16 protein-coding genes are annotated in these 21,088 nt (G+C 49.7%); 9 read left to right on the top strand and 7 right to left on the bottom strand.

Annotation, left to right across the window (positions count from 1 at the left end; genetic code table 11):
• Window positions 1-63 precede the first annotated feature (63 nt).
• Window positions 64-2,619, bottom strand: coding sequence for a tetratricopeptide repeat protein (locus ASD8599_RS05315; protein WP_108827573.1), 2,556 nt, complete (start codon window positions 2,617-2,619; stop codon window positions 64-66).
• Between the two features lie 249 nt (window positions 2,620-2,868).
• On the opposite strand from ASD8599_RS05315, the gene ASD8599_RS05310 reads away from it, so the two are divergent.
• The 5 genes from ASD8599_RS05310 (at window position 2,869) to ASD8599_RS05290 (ending at window position 6,963) form a co-directional block, all read left to right on the top strand.
• Complete coding sequence (locus tag ASD8599_RS05310) at window positions 2,869-4,068, top strand: tyrosine-type recombinase/integrase (RefSeq protein WP_108827572.1); 1,200 nt, start codon at window positions 2,869-2,871, stop codon at window positions 4,066-4,068.
• Window positions 4,028-4,567 (top strand): hypothetical protein, encoded by a 540-nt coding sequence (locus tag ASD8599_RS05305; protein WP_146188191.1) that lies wholly within the window; start codon window positions 4,028-4,030, stop codon window positions 4,565-4,567. The genes ASD8599_RS05310 and ASD8599_RS05305 overlap by 41 nt, the downstream gene beginning before the upstream one ends.
• A gap of 112 nt (window positions 4,568-4,679) precedes the next feature.
• The gene (locus tag ASD8599_RS05300) at window positions 4,680-4,904 is read left to right on the top strand and encodes a helix-turn-helix transcriptional regulator (RefSeq protein ID WP_108827570.1); all 225 of its coding nucleotides are present in this window, start codon (window positions 4,680-4,682) and stop codon (window positions 4,902-4,904) included.
• Window positions 4,905-5,161: 257 nt separating this feature from the next.
• Window positions 5,162-5,944, top strand: a complete 783-nt coding sequence (locus ASD8599_RS05295; protein ID WP_245925930.1) for a DNA-primase RepB domain-containing protein — start codon at window positions 5,162-5,164, stop codon at window positions 5,942-5,944.
• The gene (locus ASD8599_RS05290) at window positions 5,941-6,963 is read left to right on the top strand and encodes an AAA family ATPase (protein WP_108827568.1); all 1,023 of its coding nucleotides are present in this window, start codon (window positions 5,941-5,943) and stop codon (window positions 6,961-6,963) included. Before ASD8599_RS05295 ends, ASD8599_RS05290 begins: the two co-directional genes overlap by 4 nt.
• A gap of 384 nt (window positions 6,964-7,347) precedes the next feature.
• On the opposite strand, the gene ASD8599_RS05285 is transcribed toward ASD8599_RS05290, so the two are convergent.
• Window positions 7,348-7,578: a hypothetical protein gene (locus ASD8599_RS05285; protein ID WP_108827567.1), complete on the bottom strand. Its 231-nt coding sequence runs from the start codon at window positions 7,576-7,578 to the stop codon at window positions 7,348-7,350.
• 293 nt (window positions 7,579-7,871) lie between these two features.
• Here ASD8599_RS05285 and ASD8599_RS05280 point away from each other — a divergent pair, with 293 nt between their 5' ends.
• On the top strand, window positions 7,872-8,072 hold the full coding sequence (locus tag ASD8599_RS05280) for a hypothetical protein (RefSeq protein WP_108827566.1): 201 nt from the start codon (window positions 7,872-7,874) through the stop codon (window positions 8,070-8,072).
• Window positions 8,073-8,162: 90 nt separating this feature from the next.
• Here the strand turns inward: ASD8599_RS05280 and ASD8599_RS05275 are convergent, their stop codons facing one another.
• From ASD8599_RS05275 to ASD8599_RS05260, 4 genes are all read right to left on the bottom strand, one after another.
• A complete protein-coding gene (locus tag ASD8599_RS05275; RefSeq protein WP_108827565.1) occupies window positions 8,163-9,446 on the bottom strand; it encodes a restriction endonuclease subunit S in 1,284 nt (427 codons plus the stop codon).
• Window positions 9,439-11,073 carry an HsdM family class I SAM-dependent methyltransferase gene (locus ASD8599_RS05270; protein WP_108827564.1) on the bottom strand — a complete coding sequence of 545 codons (1,635 nt, stop codon included), beginning with the start codon at window positions 11,071-11,073 and terminating at the stop codon, window positions 9,439-9,441. The genes ASD8599_RS05275 and ASD8599_RS05270 overlap by 8 nt, the downstream gene beginning before the upstream one ends.
• A gap of 3 nt (window positions 11,074-11,076) precedes the next feature.
• Window positions 11,077-14,073, bottom strand: coding sequence for a type I restriction endonuclease subunit R (locus ASD8599_RS05265; protein ID WP_108827563.1), 2,997 nt, complete (start codon window positions 14,071-14,073; stop codon window positions 11,077-11,079).
• Between the two features lie 530 nt (window positions 14,074-14,603).
• The gene (locus tag ASD8599_RS05260) at window positions 14,604-15,707 is read right to left on the bottom strand and encodes a DUF4365 domain-containing protein (protein WP_181364410.1); all 1,104 of its coding nucleotides are present in this window, start codon (window positions 15,705-15,707) and stop codon (window positions 14,604-14,606) included.
• A gap of 111 nt (window positions 15,708-15,818) precedes the next feature.
• Here ASD8599_RS05260 and ASD8599_RS05255 point away from each other — a divergent pair, with 111 nt between their 5' ends.
• Window positions 15,819-17,714: a DUF4365 domain-containing protein gene (locus ASD8599_RS05255; protein ID WP_108827561.1), complete on the top strand. Its 1,896-nt coding sequence runs from the start codon at window positions 15,819-15,821 to the stop codon at window positions 17,712-17,714.
• Between the two features lie 162 nt (window positions 17,715-17,876).
• Here ASD8599_RS05255 and ASD8599_RS05250 read toward each other — a convergent pair whose 3' ends face one another.
• Window positions 17,877-19,043 carry a PIN domain-containing protein gene (locus ASD8599_RS05250; protein ID WP_108827560.1) on the bottom strand — a complete coding sequence of 389 codons (1,167 nt, stop codon included), beginning with the start codon at window positions 19,041-19,043 and terminating at the stop codon, window positions 17,877-17,879.
• A 164-nt stretch (window positions 19,044-19,207) separates the two neighbouring features.
• Between ASD8599_RS05250 and ASD8599_RS05245 the strand changes: the two genes are divergently transcribed.
• Both ASD8599_RS05245 and ASD8599_RS20125 read left to right on the top strand, forming a co-directional pair.
• Window positions 19,208-20,401: a tyrosine-type recombinase/integrase gene (locus ASD8599_RS05245; protein ID WP_108827559.1), complete on the top strand. Its 1,194-nt coding sequence runs from the start codon at window positions 19,208-19,210 to the stop codon at window positions 20,399-20,401.
• On the top strand, window positions 20,332-20,973 hold the full coding sequence (locus ASD8599_RS20125; protein ID WP_146188190.1) for a hypothetical protein: 642 nt from the start codon (window positions 20,332-20,334) through the stop codon (window positions 20,971-20,973). The genes ASD8599_RS05245 and ASD8599_RS20125 overlap by 70 nt, the downstream gene beginning before the upstream one ends.
• The last annotated feature ends 115 nt before the right edge of the window (window positions 20,974-21,088 follow it).

Below are 21,088 nucleotides of genomic sequence, written 5' to 3'. Positions count from 1 at the left end.
AAACCGCGGAAACTGCTAAGATCTCAGTTTTTTAGCTTAAATCTCGTAGTGACCCCATATGGCTCAAAGTAGGCCATGTATTGCAACACCGCCTGATACATATGGCTGACTAAACATACCTTTATTTGGCCCTGATGAAATTCTCTTGAGGGCTTCCTCGCGAGCGTTATCGTCCGGCACTTCCGATAAAATAGTGCGAGCTTCTGCTTTTGTTATATGAGGTAGCGTGGCGATACTTCTGGCCAGTGCTTTGAACGGCTTCATCCCATTTCGGAGACCGTCTGAAGTCAATTTTGTGTGAAGGAAGGACACCGTATCACTCATAGCCCAAGCACCCGCAGAAACTATTGCGCGCCGGTTGAGCGTAAAAAGTGCCGGGTAAGTCACCAAGTCCGACGATCTGAAACGCCTTTGATAGTTTCTGGCTAAACCAGAGCCTGAGTGACACGCATTCAACATCACAAGGCGGGCTTGAAAATCAGGCGCGTGCATTTGCAATGCTTCTACCCCAATGATGTGTCTGCTTCCCTTCCCCCCCATTGTGGCGAAATAAGGGTCCGTAAAAAATTGGAAAGGAGCTGAGTGAGAAGAAATCAACACAACATCTGCCGACTCCAAGGCCTTTAAGGCCTTGTGGTCATCCGCATCAAACTTTTGATCAACTATCGATGGCCACTCAACAGCAAAAATACTTCCTTCGAACGGCGACAGCATCAACTCATCGTTGGGACTGGAGATTGAAACGATAGTGGAGACTGCGTCTTCGTCATCGATTGCGGGATAAAGAGCTGAAACAATTCGGACGTGGAAGTCTCCATGCTTCATGCGGGCCGCACATCCTGCATGGCGCAGCGCAATTGAGGTCAATGGAAGGCTATCGCTGAAATCTTGGATGTAGCGGATAGATTGAGAGCCCTCGATAGATACCCAATTCAAAAGCGGGTCCAAATAGCGGCTAAAGTCTTCCAACACTTCCAAAATTTGACCATTGAAGTTGGACCTGTTTATGCTGTTCGATGCATGATCAAGCGAAGCCTTCTTCCACTTTACCAGCAATTCTAATGGGATTCGGACGGACCGATACTTCTCTCCAACTATGCACCAGACTATTGGTTTATCGTTAGCATAAGTCATGAACATCAAAGTGTGACCCTGCTTAAGGCGGCAATGGCAGGTTTCTAAAATAACCTTGAGGCTGGAACTCTCAGTAGGGCCATTCAAAACGCCAAGGTTTTCTAAATGAAGGGAAATTGTAGCCAATTCATCCCATGCTTCGCCTCCATTCATAGGACTCCATGCGTCGTCGTATTTCTCCCGAAAACCAAATAGATGTGGAGCGCCAAAGTTACGGAGCTTTTGCATCACGTCATGTAGAGCGCAGGACTCTTTCTCGTCAATTTCGCACCGAGTGACCGCAGCGCTTGCCCAATCTAGTATGGACAACCAATCTGCCAATGCGTTGGTTCTCACCGTAGCCAACATTGGAAGCACATCTTCCGCCTTGCCTTCAGATGGAAGACTAGCAAGCATCCCTTCAATTCTTGGGATATATCTCTCACGCAAACCACGCCGATGGTGCAGCCTCAGAACCGGAAATAGAACACAATCCAACAACTTTGAGGCGGTTTTGAGTTTGACAATAGCATCCGCGCAATTGTCTAGCTCGAGCAATATCCGTCCGGCGACCAACGCCACTTCGAGGCGAGCCTCTAAATTCGGTACTGTTGCCAGATTTGCTTCAGCTTCTAGGATAGTCTTCAGAGCCTCATCAAGTCGACCATCAACCCGTTGGCACACTGCCAAATTAGTATTTATTTGCGCAGCAAGATCGTCCTCGGGTTGAGCCGCCAAAGCTTTTCTAAAATAGCGTTGGGCTCCCTCAGCGTCATCCGTCCGCATTCGGGCAAGTCCCATGTTGCTAAGTAGAGAGATAGGGGATTGCTCAGCTAAATCGCTCCACAGGTCCAGCGCTTTATCACCCACGCGGGTAGCCCAGTCGTGATCGCCCTCTTCGCAAGCAACCAACACCGTGATGGTGTAAACCTCAGCGAGCAAGCGCTGAGATTCAACCCCCACTGCAATCTCTTCCGCATCTGAAAGGCTTCGATAGGCCGCTTGGCTCTGGCCATGACGTGAATATATAGCAGCTGCTTCAAGATGGAGTTTGGCAATTCGTTCCTTCAATCCAAATCGGGAAAATATTTCCATGACACCGGCAAAAACCCTGGGTCGTTGATCCAAACTATTACCAAAATTATCGGAGTTCTCACTCGCAGCCTCGGCCAATTCGACCACGATGTCACGTGTGTCATCAGAGTCGTCCTCATCAGCCATCCTGTTAAGTGTCGCGAGTACTCCAGAAAGATCACCCAATTGAATACAAACTCTGGCTCTCATTTCCCAAAAAAGTATGGCTTCTTGAACTTTAGATCGCTCGAGAACGATTTCAGCGATCTTAGCTGCAATGCTCGCGACTCGAGCCGGTTCATTTTCGGCGACACCAACCAAGGCGTTGTACAATGAGACAAAATCTTTGAAGGAGATCGGGTGATCTAAGCGTCTTTTTAAGCGTTCCTGAAAACTCTCAGTAGAGAGCGTCAGCCAATCGGACCATTCCATTTCATACCATTTCAAATTCGATTTTTTTTGCTCGGCAGCAAAAGAACAATCAATTTAACATCTGCCCCCAATTAAGCAGATAGGCAACACGGTTCCAAGTCAAACGAAGCTTTCGCTACCAGCAGAGAAGCCAACCTGAATTTCTTGAAAGTTTTGCAACACTCACACCATCCCAAAACTCAACGGATCGGCGCACGTCGTCTAGGATTGTCCCTGACGCGGCGTTTCCGGATCTCTTATCATGGACCCATGACACATAAACTCACCACCAAATTCATCGAGACCAGAAAGCCAAACCCAGCCAAGCGGGAAGATTACCGTGACACAGTGGTTCCCGGCTTGGTCCTTCGCGTGAACAAGTCCGGCTCCAAGACATTCAGCTTTCACAAGCGCATAAACGGGAGAATGAAGCGACTGACCATCGGCCAGTTTGGGCCGTTTTCTCTCAACGACGCTCGGGAACGAGCGCGGCAAGTCTTCTATGAAGTGGAAACAGGCAAGTTCGAACAGAACACCGGCATAGAGGTCGAAGCGAAACCGACGCTGGGCGACGTGATCCCTGACTACATTGAGAAGTATGCCAAAGTTCACAACCGCGACCACGAGCGCAAAGAAGCTCAGTTGGCTAAGTTTACAACCCTGCACGAAAAACGGATCGACGAGATCAAACGCGCAGATGTGGTGAAAGCATGCGACATAATTCAGAACTCTGCGCCAATCGGCGTGAACCGTGCATTGGCACATCTCAAGCATCTGATGAGCTGGAGTGTCGAGCGCGGCATTATCGACGCTTCCCCCATTGCCGGAATGAAACCTCCGTCGAAAGAAAAGCCTCGTGAGCGCGTGCTGTCGGACGATGAGCTTAGTGTGCTTTGGGAGGCCTGTGATGACGAAGGCTACCCATTCGGGGATTGCATGAAACTGTTGATCCTAAGTGGTCAAAGGCGCGCCGAAGTCGCCGAGATGCGCTGGTCTGAACTCGACCTTGAAAATCGCCTTTGGACCCTGCCTTCGCAACGCGCCAAAAACGGCAGGCAACACACCGTACCAATCACCGGCGCGATGCTGGACGTGCTGCGCAGTGTGCCGAAGTTTCTCGGTTCGGATTTCGTGTTCACTACGAAAGGAACCACACCTATTTCTGGGTTTGGCCGGTTGAAAAAGCGCCTCGACAATTCGCTTCCAGAAGATGCCGAACCTTGGACCCCGCATGATCTGCGCCGCACGATGTCCACCAACATGGCCCAACTCGGCGTTCCACAACCCGTGACCGAAGCGTTGCTAAACCATAAGACGGGTGTGGTCTCGGGCGTTGCCGCAATCTACAATGTGTATTCATACGCTGACGAAAAGCGCGAGGCTCTCAGCATTTGGTCACAACACGTAATGAAACTGGTCAGGTCAAAAAATGACGCACCCGAAACCAAAATTGCGAAAGCGTCACGTTGATCTCCTGCTTCTCAGCATCATACGCGCACATGAACATCCCGATAGGACACGCGAAGAAGATCGGCTGGCGGATGTTCGTGCTGCGCTGTTTGGAGAAAAAAGGACGCGTGGGCGAACTGATGCATTTGATGATTTGGCACTCTTTAAAATCCTTGACGCCAATCGAAAGGGCGAACTCAACGGACTGCGTCGTGCGATTGCGAAAAGAGGCGATAAACAGATAACGCCCGAATGGGAGGCGGAGATCACACGCGATCCGAAGCCAATTCGAACGGGTGCTCGGGAGTTTCAGGAATTGGCCGGTTCAGCAGCTAGTGAAAAAAACCTTGAAGACCGACTGCGCAGGAAGGCTCGTACTCCACTTACAAATCAAGAAATGGCCCAGATTGAAGCGCTACTTGATCCTGATGCGCCTCACAACCGCACCATCATCGACATCCTAGAATTGCTTGAAAACCTCGGCGTGCAATCTGAAACGATCTGGGACGAAAACCCCTGATTTGTGTCCCGCGACTACAATCCGCGCCCCTGCTAATCTGCAATTACAGGAGAAATAGAACTCTCATGTAACAAAATGGGGCGCCCCTTCATTCAACCGATGGAGGACCATTATGAAAATTATCGACGGTCGCAAGACCTTAGCCACGCGCGACGATCTGAAGCGCCTTGGCATTAATGTGAGCAACACATCTCTTTTGCGCTGGGAAAAGCAAGGACGGTTCCCGAGGCGTATCAGGATGGCTGGGACCACAGTCGCGTGGTTTGTATCAGACCTTGAGGACTGGCTCGCTGACCGCGCCGCCGAGCGCACCCGCACACATTACGCCGAATACTAACCGGCGCTCCCCCAATTGCCACCGCATTTCAACCACACGCTTCCGCGTGCGTCTTGTGGTGCGCACAATAGAAAGTCACTTCCATGACACGACACAAGAAAAGAACCGAGTTTCCAGCCCTTTGCAATGAAACCGCCTCCGAACGCGACATACTGCAAGACCAGTATGCCTTCCTAGCCGACCTTTGGCATGCACCGGCATTGCCCGGTCCGGTCCTGTTCGGAAACCTGTGCTTCCGGCGAAAGGGTACGTCGAGGATGATTGACAAATTTGTCGTCCTGCAAGGGACAATCAGGATCGACAGGCTACTGCGTCGCTACGACAGGCAGCGCTACGATCAATATTTCAGCCCCAACGTATACGCGCGGCAAAGTCGTCGATTGGGTGGCGTTCATATGACCCGCCTTGGCTGGTGCGACGTGGATGGAGCCGACCCCTTCGCCTTCAAACCCAATCCGTCCGTGGTGTGGCAAACCTCGCCCGGTCGCACTCAGGCGCTCTGGTTCTGGGACCGCCCTCACACTCCCGCGCAAGCGTCAGCGTTTTCGAAGGCGCTCACGTATCGGTATGAAGGCGACAAGGGCGGAAGCGCAGCGAACAAACTTCTTCGTTTACCGGGTTCGTTCAACCACAAGCCCGAATATGACAAACCATTCATCCCGCTGGTGCATTTCGATCCGCAACCGATCACGGCTCGTCCCAAACTTCTATCTGGCCAGAACCTCAGCGACATTATCGAACCCGAAGCGCTTTCTATTAACCCATACGCACATAAGCCGCTCGACGTTCTAAGGAAGCACCGCCGCAAGTTAAGTACTTCGACCGCGCATCTTATCCGGCACAATCGCGTTCAGGCAACTGATAAGTCAAATCGGATTTTCGCAATTGTCGCCAATCTTCATGAGGCTGGTGCTACGCCCGACGAGATTGCCAGTGTTTTATGGCCTAACCCGTATTTCCGCGAAAAATATGGCGAGGATATGAACGCGCTCGAAACCGAGATTTCGCGCATAATCGCAAAAGTCGAGGTGCAGCAATGAGAAAGCCACATCGTTCCGCGGGACCAAAGCCCAAGCCAAAAGAGACCACACTAAGTTCATCAACTCGCAGGAAACAAAACGCAAAATCTTCGAAAACTGGCGTGCCCAGAAAATCTATCAAAACGATCAGCGCCAGCGCACTAAAGAGGAAGAATTTTCCGCCGCTTCACTACGCCATAGACGGTTATCTTACCGAAGGCGTTACGCTCCTCGGTGGGAAACCGAAAATCGGCAAATCCTACATGGCCTTGGATTTTGCGATGGCGGTGGCAAGCGGCGGCCTTGCGCTGGGGGCTGTTGAATGCCAGCAGGGCGCTGTCCTCTATTGCGCACTAGAGGACAACCACCGGCGCTTGCAACGGCGGATGCAGCAGCTTTATGGAACCGAAGAAACATGGCCGCGAGATTTGCATTTTGCAACAAGTGCGCCACGCTTGGATGAGGGTCTGCTAGATGAGCTACGCAACTGGATTGAAGGCAACCAAGCCAAACTGATTATTATTGATACGTTTGCTGGTGTGCGACCCCAAGGGCGTGGCGAAGGGTATGATGCCGACTACGCTGCGTTATCGCCCCTTCAGGTGATGGCAGGGGAGTTGGGCGTTGCCATTCTTGTCATTCACCATCTTCGGAAAATGCAAGGCGACGATCCATTCGATACAATTTCGGGAACCACTGGCCTTACAGGTGCGGTGGATGCTGCGTTCGTTTTGCAGCGAGGGCAGCAAGGGGTGACCCTTTATGGGCGGGGTCGCGAGATTGAGGAAATGGAAAAGGCCCTCGAATTTGATGGCGGCAGCTGGACAGTGCTTGGCGATGCGTCTGACGTGCGACGATCCGAGGAGCGTGGGGCCATTCTTGCGGTGCTGTCTGATGCCTCGTCACCGATTGGGCCTAAGGACATCGCCGACGCCTTGGGCAAGCCTGAGAACAACGTCAAGCAATTGCTGTTCAAAATGCACAAGGACGGCGAGATCAAAAAGCGCGGGCGCGGGCAATACTGCATCCCGGATACCTGACGCCAGCGATAACTTCGATAACCTGATAACTAACGCACCTGTCCAAGGTTATTGAGTTATCGAAGTTACTGCTGGTGAGCGTTGTTGCGCAAAGCGGCTGGGGAGCCAAAACCTTGGAAGTCAGTATGTCCGCTTATCTGCCTACAGAGCGCGCCCGTTAAAAAAAACGCCTCCCCATCCCCCTTTTTGTCACATTGGTACAGCGCTGCCATAGGCGATAGGCAGAACGCCCGAACCGACCCGAGGACTATGTATCAGTCTGTCGGGCGTGAGCCGGAGCCAAATAGCTGAACCTTTTCAGGTGGTCCGCAATCGCGCTGTACTTCGAAGTGATGCTCCGGGTTCCACACGGGTAGCAATCTGCTTGGTTGGACGCTCTGTCCGTCATTCTTGGACCCAACCCTTCTTGTGGAAATGACGCATGACAATGGCGCGGTTGTAGAGCGGGAAGCCAATCCACAGGCCGTTGGCTGTGATCAGTGACAAGATCGACCACAGGAACATACCTTTGAACAGGTAATACAGCGGACCAAACAGCAGACACCACAGCCTGTGCCAGTTTCCGAGTATGACCTTTTGCTGTCCGTTGAATTTCCAAGTTGCCCGAATGACCATTGTGGTCTCCTTTGCTGGTTGCGGTTGCAACAGCGCAATAAGATCGAGCAGTGATGGACGTCAGGGTAAATCCTAGATCATTGGGCGTCTGCGCAGCGCACAGGGGCCAGCACTGACGTCAACGGCGCTTTCGTCGCAACACGTCGTTCGTCACGGCCACGAGGCCCTCTGGCTCTATGTAACGCGGCCACGCGCGCTTAACGCCGTACGCTCTAGGGATTTGTTTGGGGTTGTCCCTGACATGCGAGCCGACCTCGTCTTATCGATCTGCATCAGAAACTTAGGAGATCGACATGCCCGACATTATCACGCTGAAAGCCCTATGCGAAGAACTCAAGATCGACCCGCGCGAGGCCCGCGAAAAGCTACGCGCTGCGGTGAGTGACCCGAAGGCAAACCCTGAACTTGCCAAGACCCGAAAACCACGTGCCCCGTGGCAATGGGTCAAAGGCTCAAAAGCCGAAAGTGAGGCTAGACGCATCCTGTCTACCTAGCACGTAAACCGGCGCCTAGAGAAAGGTGGTAAATGCTCAACCAATAACTCGCGCCATGCACGTGCTTCTCACCAGGCAAAAGTGAGGAACTCAATTACCTAAGTCTACTTGGCCATTCATCAACATTGGAAGAAGCCAATCACGCATTTCCGCAATCACTTGGTTTTCAGTGTGGTTAATGGATATTTTTTGATAGATGGGTGATGCAAGTGCTTCATATCTCTCCAAAATATTTTTGTTTGGGTCTATTAGTGGGCAACTGTTAATGTGACCATTGTTCAGATTGTTGATATTAGTGCCTAAGCACTGATTTTTAATATAGGACTTGAAGTATTGGCTTCTCAAAAACTGATGAACATAGAAACGGTGGCTGCCACTGGGAGAAATTTTCGAACAGAACGCCCCATACGATAATGGCTCGTTAAAGTAATACATCGCCTTTTTCCCAACATGTTCTGTGCTGCCGCTCGACATTACCAACAAGATATCGAACTTTTTTATTTGGGGTGGGTCGGGGTGCCTTTCATTTTGAATGTAGATGAGATTTTCTTGATCAATTGTTTCACTTGAAATGTTTGTAGCTCTAAGAACTCCGAAACTACTTGAGCTTGCCCCCAGTGCTGTATCTGCACCCGAATAAGTAATTCCCCGCTGCAAGGTCGTATATTTCTCTAGCGCAACCAATTCCCACCCCTCAGGCAAATCACGCTTAAGAGTTTCGTTGTAGACCATCTTTCCCCCAGATGACTTGTATGGCTTGCCGTTCTCATTAGGGAAGTCGAATTGAACAAACCAGTAGTCATAGATCAGCTTCGCCATCGCCTCGAGCTCGGCGTTGATCTTGTTGTTTACCTTGATTTTCTCCTCAATCGCGAAGAGAAAGTCACCGATTTCGACCTGTTTTTCATAGTCGGGCAACCAGACATCCAAGTACGAGAAGATGGCCTCATTGAAGCTCGCTCGCAGTGTCATTACGGCGTTGTTGTCCATTGCCTTACGAAACAGCTGACCACGTAAGTAGAGCGCCATGTATTTTGGGTAGACTTTACCGCTTTCCTTGGGACGGAGGCGTTTCAGGAAGCCGCTAAAAGTGGCCAATGGATAGTCTTTTACTGCCACGGAAGAATAAGCAAGTTCGTCCACAACCTCACTGGTCCTTGTTAAGAACACATCACCGCTCCTAATGGAGTGCGTTTCCTGCTCCTTTGCATTACTCGCCATTAAATCCGGCAACGTGTCAGGCAGGAAAACGTTGTTAAACGCTGTGGAGAAGGACAAAAAGGGCTGACCGTGCCCTGCTTGATCCTTGCTCGACGATATCCCAGATGCCAGCGTGTAGAGATCTGATAACTTGTGCTTGGTTATTTTAGTCAAGATTGAGCCTCGCCAAACCAAAGTCGATTTGTTCCTGAATGTCCTGCGCATCACTGCTGAGGTCGGAAATTCGCGACTTATGCTCGCCCAATTTGAAGGTGAAATCGTCCTCAGTTATGTCGATGTATTCAATCTTAAGTTCGAAATACTGACCTGCGCTGAACGAGTAGTTCTTTTCTTGGATGTCTTTTGAGGCGACAGCGACGGATAGGTCATCAACCGTTTCGGATTGGTTGAACGTGTTGATTATCGTCAGTTCTTCCGTCGAGCTAAGAACGGTCTTTTGGTTCTTGCCTTCCTTGACAGTTGTTCCCAGCTTGGAGGCATCAATGAGGATTGCCTGTTCACCTGCATCGCGATCAATGAAGATAATGGAGACGTTCGTTCCGGTCGTCGCGAAAATGTTGCTGGGCATGGAGACGACACCAGCCAACATGTGCTCATCCACGAGTTTCTGCCGGATCTTCTTGTCAATGCCCGATTGCGCGGTCAGGAACCCTGTGGGAACGACCATTGCGGCCTTACCATTTGGGCTGAGAGAGTGGATGATGTGCTGCAAGAAAAGCTGGTAGATGGCCATGCTCTCCTTCTTCTTGGCTGCGATTTTGGGGATGCCTGCGAAGAACCGTTCGTTGTTGGCCTTGGTGTCCAAGCGATCCCGAAAGTCACTGAAATCCATTTTGAATGGTGGGTTCGACACGATGTAATCGAAACGCTTTGATGCGTCCCCATCCTTATGTGCGGGGTTCAGGATCGTGTTTCCCTGCACCACGTTTTGAATGGAGTGAACAAGGTTGTTCAGGATCAGGTTCAGGCGCAGCAGGCTTGATGACTTCTGAGAAATATCCTGTGAATAGATGCTGCATCGGTTCTCACCAATTGCGTGAGCAAGGTTCATCAACAGCGTCCCAGAGCCCGCAGAGGGGTCATAGCAGGTGACATCACGCACCTGACCTTGCTGATCCTGCGGGACAAGGATTTCGGCCATGATTTTTGCTACGGCATGGGGCGTGTAGTATTCTGCATACTTGCCACCACTGTCCTTGTTGTAGTCAGAGATCAGGTATTCAAAGATGGTCGCGTAGAAGTCGAATTTCTGAGTGAAGATGTGCTCGAAGCTAAATTCAACGATCTTGTTGATGATGGCGCGGCAAAAGTCGTCACGCTTAGACTCATCTGAAATATATACGCTGATGCGATCAAACATTGCCATTTTTGAGCCAGAGTCTGACTTCACCGCAAAGATGTCGTTGTTCTGAACCGCGATATCAAACAACGTATCGTCAAAAGTTTTCGCGAAATCCGCGTCGTTCTGGTTCTCAAAAAGATTGGCGATGAAGTGGTGACTTTGCAGACGCGCAGTTCCAGCAGGCAGTTGCAGGAGCAACATTTCGAAGTCGTCGGCGTCCATGTCGTTGATTGCGGCTTCCCAGTTCTCGGCTGAGGCGATCTTGTCGTCTAGCTTTTTGACCTCATAGGCGAACTTGTCATTCAGGAATTTGTAGAGGAACACCTGTGTGATGATCTTGAACTCATTGCCATCGTTTCCCAACCCGTAGGAGGCGCAGACAGCCTTGAGGCCGTCGATCATCTCTTTGGTCTTACGTTCGAAGTCTTGGGTTGCCATCTGTTAAGCGCCTGCCTTGAATTCTTCCAAGTACTCCCGAGTTACCAAGCCGTTGATAAAGCGAGACACATCTGGGTTGATCTTGATCTTTTGCTTGCTTCTAAACTCTTCGATGACCGAAGGCATCATCGTTTGTTCAAAGAAGGTCTCATTTCTTACGACCTGCGAGTTTTCTAGCACGACGATGTCCGCTTTGGCCTTGACGCCTTCCAACGCGTCGAAGATACGTCTTTCCGACTCTGATACGCCGCCATGTTCAAGCAGCCGTTTATGAACGCGAACGTATTTCTTGTCGTTGCCGTACTTAGCCCGCAACTGCTCGTTTTGCCTATTGAGTTCTTTGATGCGGCCATGGATCTTATTCAAACTACCGATGTTGGCGTTCATCGTCTCTTGATCGACTTCGCTGAGCTTCTTCTGTTTGAAGAGGCGCTCTAGCTCATCCCGCAAGGATACAAACTCGGGGTCTTTTTGGTCATAGTTGCCTGCCAAGGCCTCGCGCGTTTTCCTGAGGGTGTCCTTCAGCTCATCGGCTAGAACAAGTTCTTCTTCGCCAATCTTGGAAAACATGAAAACAACATCCTCCAATGCCGAGTTCAGTAGGTTCGTTGACGCATCGCTGTTTTCAACATTCTCTTTTAGGTTCAGTAGATCGAGGTGGTTTGACACCTCGCGGTACAGCACGCTGATTTTCTTGAAATCCAACTGTTCCAAGACGTCAAAATGACCTAACAATCGGATCAGGTTGTACAGGCTCTTAGCATTATCAAGGGTTTGCTTGATTTGCTGAACCTGCTTTCGGTCTTGAATTTCGCTGATCTGTTGGGAAAATACCTCTGCGTTTGCAAGGTCGAAGCGGAATAGCTGATCCTTTATGTCTTCGATTTCCTGCTCAATCTCATCACGGGACTTGAACAGGTCAGAATACTTCTCCATTTCATCGCCAAGCTCAGCCTTTAGCTCGTCAAAGTATGCCTTGTTGGTTGCGTCAAATTCTTTCCTAATATCCGCAAAATCAACTACGAAGCCGTAGCGCATATCTTTATAGGTGCGGTTCACACGTGTTAGCGCTTGCAGAAGGTTGTGTCGTTTGATGACACGCCCCAGATAGAGTTTCTTTAGCCGCTTCGCGTCAAAACCTGTCAGGAGCATGTTATAGACGAATAGTATGTCTATCTTGCCCGCCTTAAATTCTTCGACCTGGTTCTTTCGACTTTCCTTGTTTCCAACATCATGCAAGATCAATGCGGAGGTAAATTCGTTCGTGGCAAAGGTGCTTTGAAATTCAACTTCCATCTGCTTGGCTTGATCGGAACTGTCGCAAATGACCATGGCTCCGATTGATGGAACGCCGAACGCGATGCGACTACGCCGAAGGTCATCGATAATATAGGCTAGCATCGGCTCTACAAACTGTTCGTGAGCGTAGATTGCTTTCTTGTCTATAGTGCCAACAGCAACTTCAACTTCGTCTAGCGCCTGTTGCATCACAAGCTTGTAATTGGAGGAGATCTCTTCGCGTATAAGTCGCAGAGTGTACCCATCTGCGATGGACGCATTGTAATAGTATTTGTGAATATAATCCCCAAAAATCGATTTTGAGTCATAGTCATTGCCCAGTAGGGGAGTTCCAGTCAGGCCCAGCTTAATTGCATTTGGATCAGCAAGGGTAAGGTTGGCGAGGAAGCTACCCTTCGGATTATAGCTACGATGCACCTCGTCCAAAAAGAACACGCGTTGGACGCTAAGATCGTAGTCGGAGGCCTTGCCGACCTCCGGGTCGTCCTGAAATTTTTGAATGTTTACGACAGTGATCTCGGGCAAACCTTGGTCGTTGTGGATTGCTTTGTTGGATTTGATGTCCGTTGCAAAATCACTCCGAGAATTGATTGTACGAACAGTGAGACCACGTGCTTGGAATTCTCGTTGTGCCTGAATTAGTAGGTCAAGCCGATCAACGATGAAGTAGAATTTTGGTACAACAGCCTTCTGGGCGAAATAGTCGGTCAGATGTCTGACGTTGAAATAGGCTAGAGCCGTCTTACCGCTGCCTTGAGTATGCCAGATGATCCCTTTTTTAGTGCCGCCATCTATCGCTTTTTCGATTGCCTTAGTCGCAAACACCTGAGGATAACGCATAACGTGCTTTTGCAGCCCGTCGTCTTCATCGACGTACGCTAGAGCATAGCGCAGCAAGAACTCGATACGACCATGTTCAAATATCGAAGTACAAATCCGATTTGTTGGTGTTGTCGAAGCCTTGTTGGTCACGAATTCAGGGCTGTGCTTTATCACTGCCAGATTGTTGTCTTTTAAGACTTCATCTTCCTGTGCATTGCCGGCAGGCAACAGCTGAACCGTGCGACTTAGGTCTTCTTCATCTCTAAAGTAATTAAACACCGGGTCGGAATAAGAGGTTGTTGCGTAAAAGGCCCCTTCAATCGGTTCTGGTGACCCGTCATCATATTCCATGTTATTCGAGAAAATCATTAACTGCGTGATATTCACAAACTTTCTGAATTTCGAGTTTTGGAACCGCGTCTTGATCCTCTTGCGCTCCGCAAGAACTCCCTCTTTGTTGTTTGGCTTTTTGACCTCGATAAAGGCTAAAGGCATTCCATTTATTAGAATTGTAATGTCCGGCCTAAACTCTTCGTCTTTGTTTTGACAAGGGAGTTCAGTTACAACGTTGAACGTATTTCGAGAGAAGTCCTCGAAATCAATAAGCCGCAAACCGGATTTTTCAATCAATCGTTCGTAAAAAGCTTTCCCCAAGTCTTCGTTTTCAAGCAGCAAAGACACCTCGTCTTTTAAGCGCAATAGCTCGCTTTCATCTGCTGTTGGGTTAATCCGCTTGAGTGCGGATACAAACACCTCCGGAAAAATATTCGTATCAGGGTCCCACTGGGATTTTTTAAGGGACAAGTACGAATAACCTAACCTCACGAGGTGAAGGATTGCAGGGATTTTAACCCGCGAGTCTTCATTGAATTTTGTCAAAAACCGCCCCTCAGTTCATTGCGCACAAGGTCCCGTAAGATGCTTAGATCTTCATCCCTTAGGTAGACTTGTGGTTTCGCCAACATTCACCAAAGAAGCCGAAGGATACAAGACCAAAGCAATCTGCGGCATAGGTTGATTGGGAACGCTTCACTTGAAGTATGTCGCCTATAGGCAAGCCCAAACTTAGTGCCCAGCGATTGTTCATTCCTCGCAATCTGTCGTAAGCGATGAATACAAAATGCTACCCCAGAGATACCCAAGAACAAAACACTAGGTTGTCGGTATCAATGATACACGCCATAACCAAATGTTTTCATTGAGTTTAAATGGTGCCCAGGGGCGGAATCGAACCACCGACACGAGGATTTTCAATTTTCCTAGGTTTCCATTCAAACCCTCGCAAGCTGCCTTAGGCCGCCGCAATCCTTCAATGGGATCAATTTCTTAGAGATCGCAGGCCGTCTCAGGGCTAGCCAATTGTTTCCAAGCCAGCCCAAGTATTTTGGCACCCCACCGGCACCCAGCATTCAATTTTCACCATCCGACCCCTCGTCCATATGTTGGGCCGAAGGCTCTTTGAAATGAAGCGATTGTAGATAAATCATGTCGGCACGGTTTGGCCATTTTGAGTAGCAATAATCGCGTGCTTCATCAGGAATGAATAGTACACCAGACCCAGTTGGAAACGCTGTTTCAAGTTTGGAAATTTGCCCCCAGATACTCATCGAGGCCAGTTGGGCATGCGCTTCGCGAAAACGGCAATACCAACTCAATTCATACAATTCGATTTCATCGAAGCGACGCGCGAGGTTCAGTGCTTTTGCGTGATCAGGAAACCCATCATATAGACCCAGTAGGCCATCTAGACCTGCCCAAGAGTATGTATCGCCCCTGACAACCATCTTAAGAACCTGTTCAGCGCTCAGCTTGTCTCCAAAGCGACGGGTTAGGTCGACTAGGATTTTCCCGAATTCTTGTGAGCCTACTCGAGATAAGTGCGGCCCTCGTTTGATCAGCTTGTCTATGGTCCCATTGAATATTGAAACGTGCCCCCCTTCACCGAGATGTTCAAGGAGGCCTGAAGCCAGCTCCAATGCCTTTCGATCATACTTTGATGAAAACACTTCAAATAGCTTCTGGACTGCCATCAACTGAGACCCACTGGTCACGCCCAGCGCTATCTCAGGTAACTGATGACCGAACGAGTGGTTCAACACGTTTTCTTCTGGAACCTTGACCAGAACGCTTTTGGCCCCATACAAAATATCTTCCCTGCCAATTAGATACTCTTGCAGCCATAAATAGTGTATTTCTTTACTTCGGACGTTCACCAAGAGAAGGAGTACCGGAACTCTAAACTGGTTAGCGTATTTCAAATAATCGGTCTTCAGCCGAATATAATAGCCGCGGTTCTTAAAAATCGGTTTGAGAGTCCCTTTGACCTGAATTTTCACAAGTGCGCCGGACAGTTCTTCGAAACCGTCGGTTATGTCGATGAGCTCTGCTTCCAGATCAATCCCAAAGTCATGCGACTGTGTTCGACAAATCCAATTCGGAGCATCTAGAAAAGCCCCTTGGGCAAGATGCTCGGCTTGGTCACCTGTCCTTTGAGAAATAGATCGTTTTGGCAATATACTGCTCCATCAATACCTTGTGGATTCTTGATACCGAACCCTCTGGCCAAAACAATCGTAAGGTGTCAGAATTGTAGTGTTTTGTACGAATAAGTTTGAGATATCTAATTGCCCAAACGTCATAATAACCATCAAATTGAAGATGCTAGCCGGAGGCAATTTGACCGCTTGCTTCCTGATGAATGGGTTTCGCGCCCAAAGTCATCTGACTACGGGACCGACTTAGAGGTCGAAATTTTTGAGACAGACGGGACCGCCACTGGCCTCATGTTCTATGTTCAACTGCGAGGCACCGATGACACAAGAAAGGAAACCAGCACAACTCTCAGTTTGGAGCAGCTTCAGTATTTCCACCAGCTAGATGTACCGACGCTATTGGTTCGCTTCTGCAGGCCTACAAGTAAATTTCATTATAAATGGCACTTTGAAATCAATCCAACTCCTAAGCAGGACACACAGAAATCCTTGACGGTCAATTTTTCGGATCTACAGCAATGGAATGAAGAGACTTTACCTTCTCTGGCGTCAGACCTAAAAATCGCTCGGCGCGCAAAGAATTTGAACGCCCATGGATTTGTCTCACTAAAAGCAGATTCCTCAAACCTTGGAGCGTCAAAAACCTTCGAGTTAAAATTGGCCATCCAACAGGCAGCAGAAATTTGCGGAACAATTGCACCCGTAGACACCTTACCAGATGATCGACATCTCCCACTGCTGCTTTCCGAAACCGAAAGCTCGATAGAGATACGATGCGGCAAGCTGACTGGCATCGAAATCCCTAAAGCCGCATTTGGCGACGAACGCTCTACTGCTCTGCTCTACGGTGCATGTATCGTAAGCTCGGATATGGAGTGCTCACATCAAGCCCAAGCGATTGCAAATTCGACCCTGCAAAACAAGCTAATAGCCCCTCATCAGTTTCTCGCCTTTCGTGCAGCTTTTGCTTTACAGTCGGCTCCTGCTGATTTGGTCAACTTTGCATTGCTAAATGGCTTAGAGGACCCCTCATCGCCTGCGAACCCGATGTTGACTATGGCACTAGTCAGTGCCTCACAGAAATCACACACTCGAGATTGGCTGAACGACTGGTTCAACGCGGTTCGGCAATTCGCCATTCAAAACGACATGCAGGGTCCCGCCGCCGCAACCTTTTATAATCAAGGCAATGTTGCTCTTCAAACCGCAAATTTTGCCGATGCCGTTTGGTACTATAACCAAGCCCGAAAGCTTCGCCCAGAGTACCTGACCACGGATTACTTTCTTCGGGAATTCGGTGGAGCCCTTTACAATTCTCGACATTACCTTCCAGCCAGCAAGCTTTATGAGTCGGCGATCACAGATACATCGGCAGCGACAGACTGGCACAGATTGGGAGATGCTCAGCTGCTCTCGGGCGAAATTGAACTTGCAACAAAGTCTTACAAAACCGCCGAAGGCTCACAGCGGTTAAGCCCGGAAAAGTTCAGCTCTCAAATGAAGCTATCGCTTTGCGATTGGCTATTTGAAAAGTACGGGGAAAATCTTGTCGTTCGCTGGCATGAAGCGTCGAAAATACTTCGAGACATCGAAGGTCTAAACCTACAGCATGAGCAAGAGTTCCAAAGAATACTGGATAGCGCGAATGCGCTTGATCCAGTATCGAATTTTAATGTCGGTGTTTCGTGCTCAGCTAGATCGGAGTTCAACGACGCCTTACACCATTTCTTACTCTGTGGCATCCAATGCCCCCATGATCTTGAGGCATGGAGCAATGCCATAAAATGCGCTTGGAACATTGACCATCATGCTTTTTTCGCAGTGCTTTCAGCAGCCTATGCGCACAACGCACTCGACGGCTATGCCCACTTCAGACGTGATTTAGTAGATCAAGGCATGCCGGATAACCTGATTGAAACGCTTGATGCTTTGGTCGGAGAATTGGATGATCCAACACTAGTTTCAAACGAATTCACTAGTTGGGTCCAGCGCTATTCTAGCGAAGGCGATACGAAGCAATCTGGCTAGGCGTGCTGGTCATCTTGCCACAGAAAACATGAGGCTCAATTCGATCAATTCGCACTTCCTTACAAAGGCACTCTTCAAATATTGGAAATTGAGATCATGCAGGGTGCATGCCGCATATTATCGCTCAGTTCGAAGTGGAAACCAAACCTACCTCTCAAAGGTTCAGTGCTGCCCTTGCTCTTCAAGCATGTATTCCATTTCGAAGTCATAGTCCGGTTCAGCAAGAGAATGATCAATGTAACCGACGTCAACAGAACTCGGGGCGTCTAAGAGTTCCACATTGTCGATTTCATATACAACAGATTTTTCGTCTTCGTCGTCTATGAAATGACTGATTTCAAGCAACAGGAAAGCGTCAAACTCAGTTTCCTGCTCAACCGAGGTCGACCCCATCGGAACATAGTCCTTGTCGATAGAATCTCTGATAGAGAAACTAATTTCAGCGTAAACGTTTGCGGTGATGCTGACTGGTACCCGGAAAGCAAATCCCTGAGTGCCAACGCGGACAATGTCGATATCAGTGCTTTCGTCTTCCAACCCAGGAATCTCAAAACTTACAAGCGATAGACTCGCGCCTTCATCCTCGCCCGGCATTGGCCCATCAAATTCTAGATAAGGGCATTCCGATTCCACCGCGTCTTCCAAAAATGACCTAAGGTTATGTGTCAAATCAGGATCACCAGCACTGATCAAACCCAAAACGTTCTTGGCAAGAGGGACTGTTTCCTCAGCCAGTTCATTCAATACCTCAAGGGCTTTCCCGAGGTCATCTACGACATCAATGTGTTCACACTGTTCAGCGAATGATTTCCAGTCTCCATCATTGCTGACTGCTAGAATCCGTTTTTGTTTTTCAATCGCCCAGCGTTCCAACGTCAGAAGTGCGATGGCATCCGGGAACTCGTTCTTTTTGCCTTTACTGGCAAATGGAGCATCATTTCTAAAGTATCGGTCTAACAGTGGCTTAACAGCTACTGTGTCCGCAGCAACAACCTCGGCTCCGGTATTAGTGGCAAATTCAGCCAGCTGATTCTTCGCGTGCTCGGAGGGCCTTATCATGCCATCTCGGATAGCTTCCAACTCGGAGCACTGTTGGTCAGAGAGCTGGTCATTCGACCGTCCCGCCCTGATCGCCTTGGTCAGCGCATCATGCGTTGCCTTTGCTTTTTCCATTAGTGGCTTGTGGATTTCGCGCACCGTGATTTCTGACAACAGAAACTGCACTAGACCATCTTTGAATTGATCAAGTTGACCCACCAATCCTGTGTCGAGTTCAAGATCGTTGGAGTAGACTACTTGAGTATCAATCGTAATTGCGTCGTATTTCACGTCCTGAACCCAACCTACTTAGAAATCTTAAATGACGAGTCGAGATTTCTTTTACGTGCTTCCCTGTCAAAAGCGCCCATCTCATAGCACCAGTTAGCATTACCTTTCGCTCCCTTTCAAGTTGTACCCTGACACGCGGATTCTGGGTGTCTTACGATGCCTGCATGAAACAGATGCTGACAACCAAATCACTCGACGCGATGCCACCAGCGGCCGTAAAACGGTACGAGGTGCGCGACCAGAAAACAAACGGCCTGCATGTGCGTGTGTCGACCACAGGTGCCAAGGTGTTCTACACGTTGGTGCGCCCGAACGGTTCGCGCAGGCGCGTGAAAATCGGCCCTTACCCTGTGGTCTCCCTTGCCGATGCAAGACGCCGCGCGATGGAAATCGCCCGTGATGTCGAATTGGGCGAGTTCGACAAGACCCCTGAGGTTTCCGAGGTGTCAACTGACACGCTGGGCGAGATGATCCCCAAGTTCATCGAGCTTCACGCGAAGCCCAACACCAAGGATTGGAAACGCACCGAAAGCGTGCTGCACAAGTTCGACGGATTGAAGGATCGGCCAATCGACCAGATCAAGCGGCAGGATGTCAGCAAGGTACTGGACAGCATCATCGCCAACGGCACGCCGACGCGGGCAAACCGGGCGCTCTCAGCGATCAAAAAGCTCATGAACTGGTGTGTCATGCGCGGCGATATCGAAACATCGCCTGTGGCTCTCCTCAGGCCGCCTACGCGCGAAATTCCTCGTGATCGCGTACTCAACGATGATGAAATTCCCATGATATGGCAGCACAGCGATGCCGAGGACTATCCCTTCGGTCCCTTCCTCAAGCTGTTGATGATGACGGGGCAGCGACGGGCAGAAGTGTCTGACATGCGCTGGTCTGAACTCAATCTTGATGAGGGAATTTGGGAGCTTCCGGCCAGCCGTGTAAAAAACGCGCGCCTGCATATCGTGCCGCTGCCTCCACAGGCCGTGGACATACTGCGATCCCTGCACAGGTTCCTCGACAGCGACTTCGTGTTCACGACGACTGGGCGTTCAGCGATTTCTGGGTTCGGACGCCTCAAAGAACGTATCGAGGCGACGCTGCCGGAAAACACACCTGATTGGCGCTTTCATGATTTCAGACGCACGGCCTCTACGGGTATGGCGAAGATCGGCGTTGCACCCCACGTGATCGATGCCGTGACCAACCACAAATCAGGGGTCGTCTCAGGCGTCGGCGCAACCTACAATCGCTACACATATTTCAACGAGAAACGCGAGGCGCTGGAATTGTGGGCGAACGAATTGACGAAAATCACGACGGCGCGTTCGGAGACGAGTGCCGGGAGGAAGTCCGAGTAACCCTTGGGCTTGAAGACGATCAAGTTTTTGCAGCCTTTTGGGGCAAACTGCGCGACGAATGCCTTCGAGTTCGTCGGGGGATTGAAGCCTCTCCCAATGGTTTCCGTCTGGCTCCATTCGACAAATCGCTGACACAACGAAAGACATGGCTGCAACGCCAAGTGGTCAATCCGATTGAAACGCTGCAAGCTGCTTTGAGTGATGAGAATGCTCCCCATTTCGCGCATTGGGAGCGCTTTGGCGACGATGATCCGCACGCGAATGCGGCTCTGCATGATGCGCTGGCCGACCTAAAGAACAAGGTGACATTGCTTCAACGTGAATTTGAGGACGAAATCACGGGTGAAACCGCTGGCAAGATCACTCACACTCATGAAATCAGACATTACGTGGTTTTTGTCTGTCTTTCAGAACTGCGTGAACACTATCCAAACCTAAAGCTTTCACGGGGAAATTGGGACAAGGATCTGGGTCAGAGCATAGGCCATGTCCCTGATTTCGTTAGGCGCGTTTTCTTTGAAACGACTGGCAACTACGAACAGCTTGACGGCCCGATACAGGCGAACATCTAAGCCATTTGAAAACCCGAATTCGAAATGAGTTGAGGGCTTCAGGACCTTCGCTCGCAATACGATCCAACCTGATCCATCTTCCTTCTTGTCGGAGCGCTCCTTCACAAACGCAAAC

Source organism: Ascidiaceihabitans donghaensis (genome assembly GCF_900302465.1).
GTDB lineage: Bacteria > Pseudomonadota > Alphaproteobacteria > Rhodobacterales > Rhodobacteraceae > Ascidiaceihabitans > Ascidiaceihabitans donghaensis.
Note: the sequence above shows the minus strand (reverse complement) of the source record. Positions and strands in the feature narration are given on the sequence as shown.

Bases quoted from the DNA above. Each gene is read 5' to 3' on its own strand.
- ASD8599_RS05315 (WP_108827573.1), bottom strand. From the start codon at position 2,619: ATGGAATGGTCCGATTGGCTGACGCTCTCTACTGAGAGTTTTCAGGAA.
- ASD8599_RS05310 (WP_108827572.1), top strand. From the start codon at position 2,869: ATGACACATAAACTCACCACCAAATTCATCGAGACCAGAAAGCCAAAC.
- ASD8599_RS05305 (WP_146188191.1), top strand. From the start codon at position 4,028: ATGACGCACCCGAAACCAAAATTGCGAAAGCGTCACGTTGATCTCCTG.
- ASD8599_RS05300 (WP_108827570.1), top strand. From the start codon at position 4,680: ATGAAAATTATCGACGGTCGCAAGACCTTAGCCACGCGCGACGATCTG.
- ASD8599_RS05295 (WP_245925930.1), top strand. From the start codon at position 5,162: ATGATTGACAAATTTGTCGTCCTGCAAGGGACAATCAGGATCGACAGG.
- ASD8599_RS05290 (WP_108827568.1), top strand. From the start codon at position 5,941: ATGAGAAAGCCACATCGTTCCGCGGGACCAAAGCCCAAGCCAAAAGAG.
- ASD8599_RS05285 (WP_108827567.1), bottom strand. From the start codon at position 7,578: ATGGTCATTCGGGCAACTTGGAAATTCAACGGACAGCAAAAGGTCATA.
- ASD8599_RS05280 (WP_108827566.1), top strand. From the start codon at position 7,872: ATGCCCGACATTATCACGCTGAAAGCCCTATGCGAAGAACTCAAGATC.
- ASD8599_RS05270 (WP_108827564.1), bottom strand. From the start codon at position 11,073: ATGGCAACCCAAGACTTCGAACGTAAGACCAAAGAGATGATCGACGGC.
- ASD8599_RS05245 (WP_108827559.1), top strand. From the start codon at position 19,208: ATGAAACAGATGCTGACAACCAAATCACTCGACGCGATGCCACCAGCG.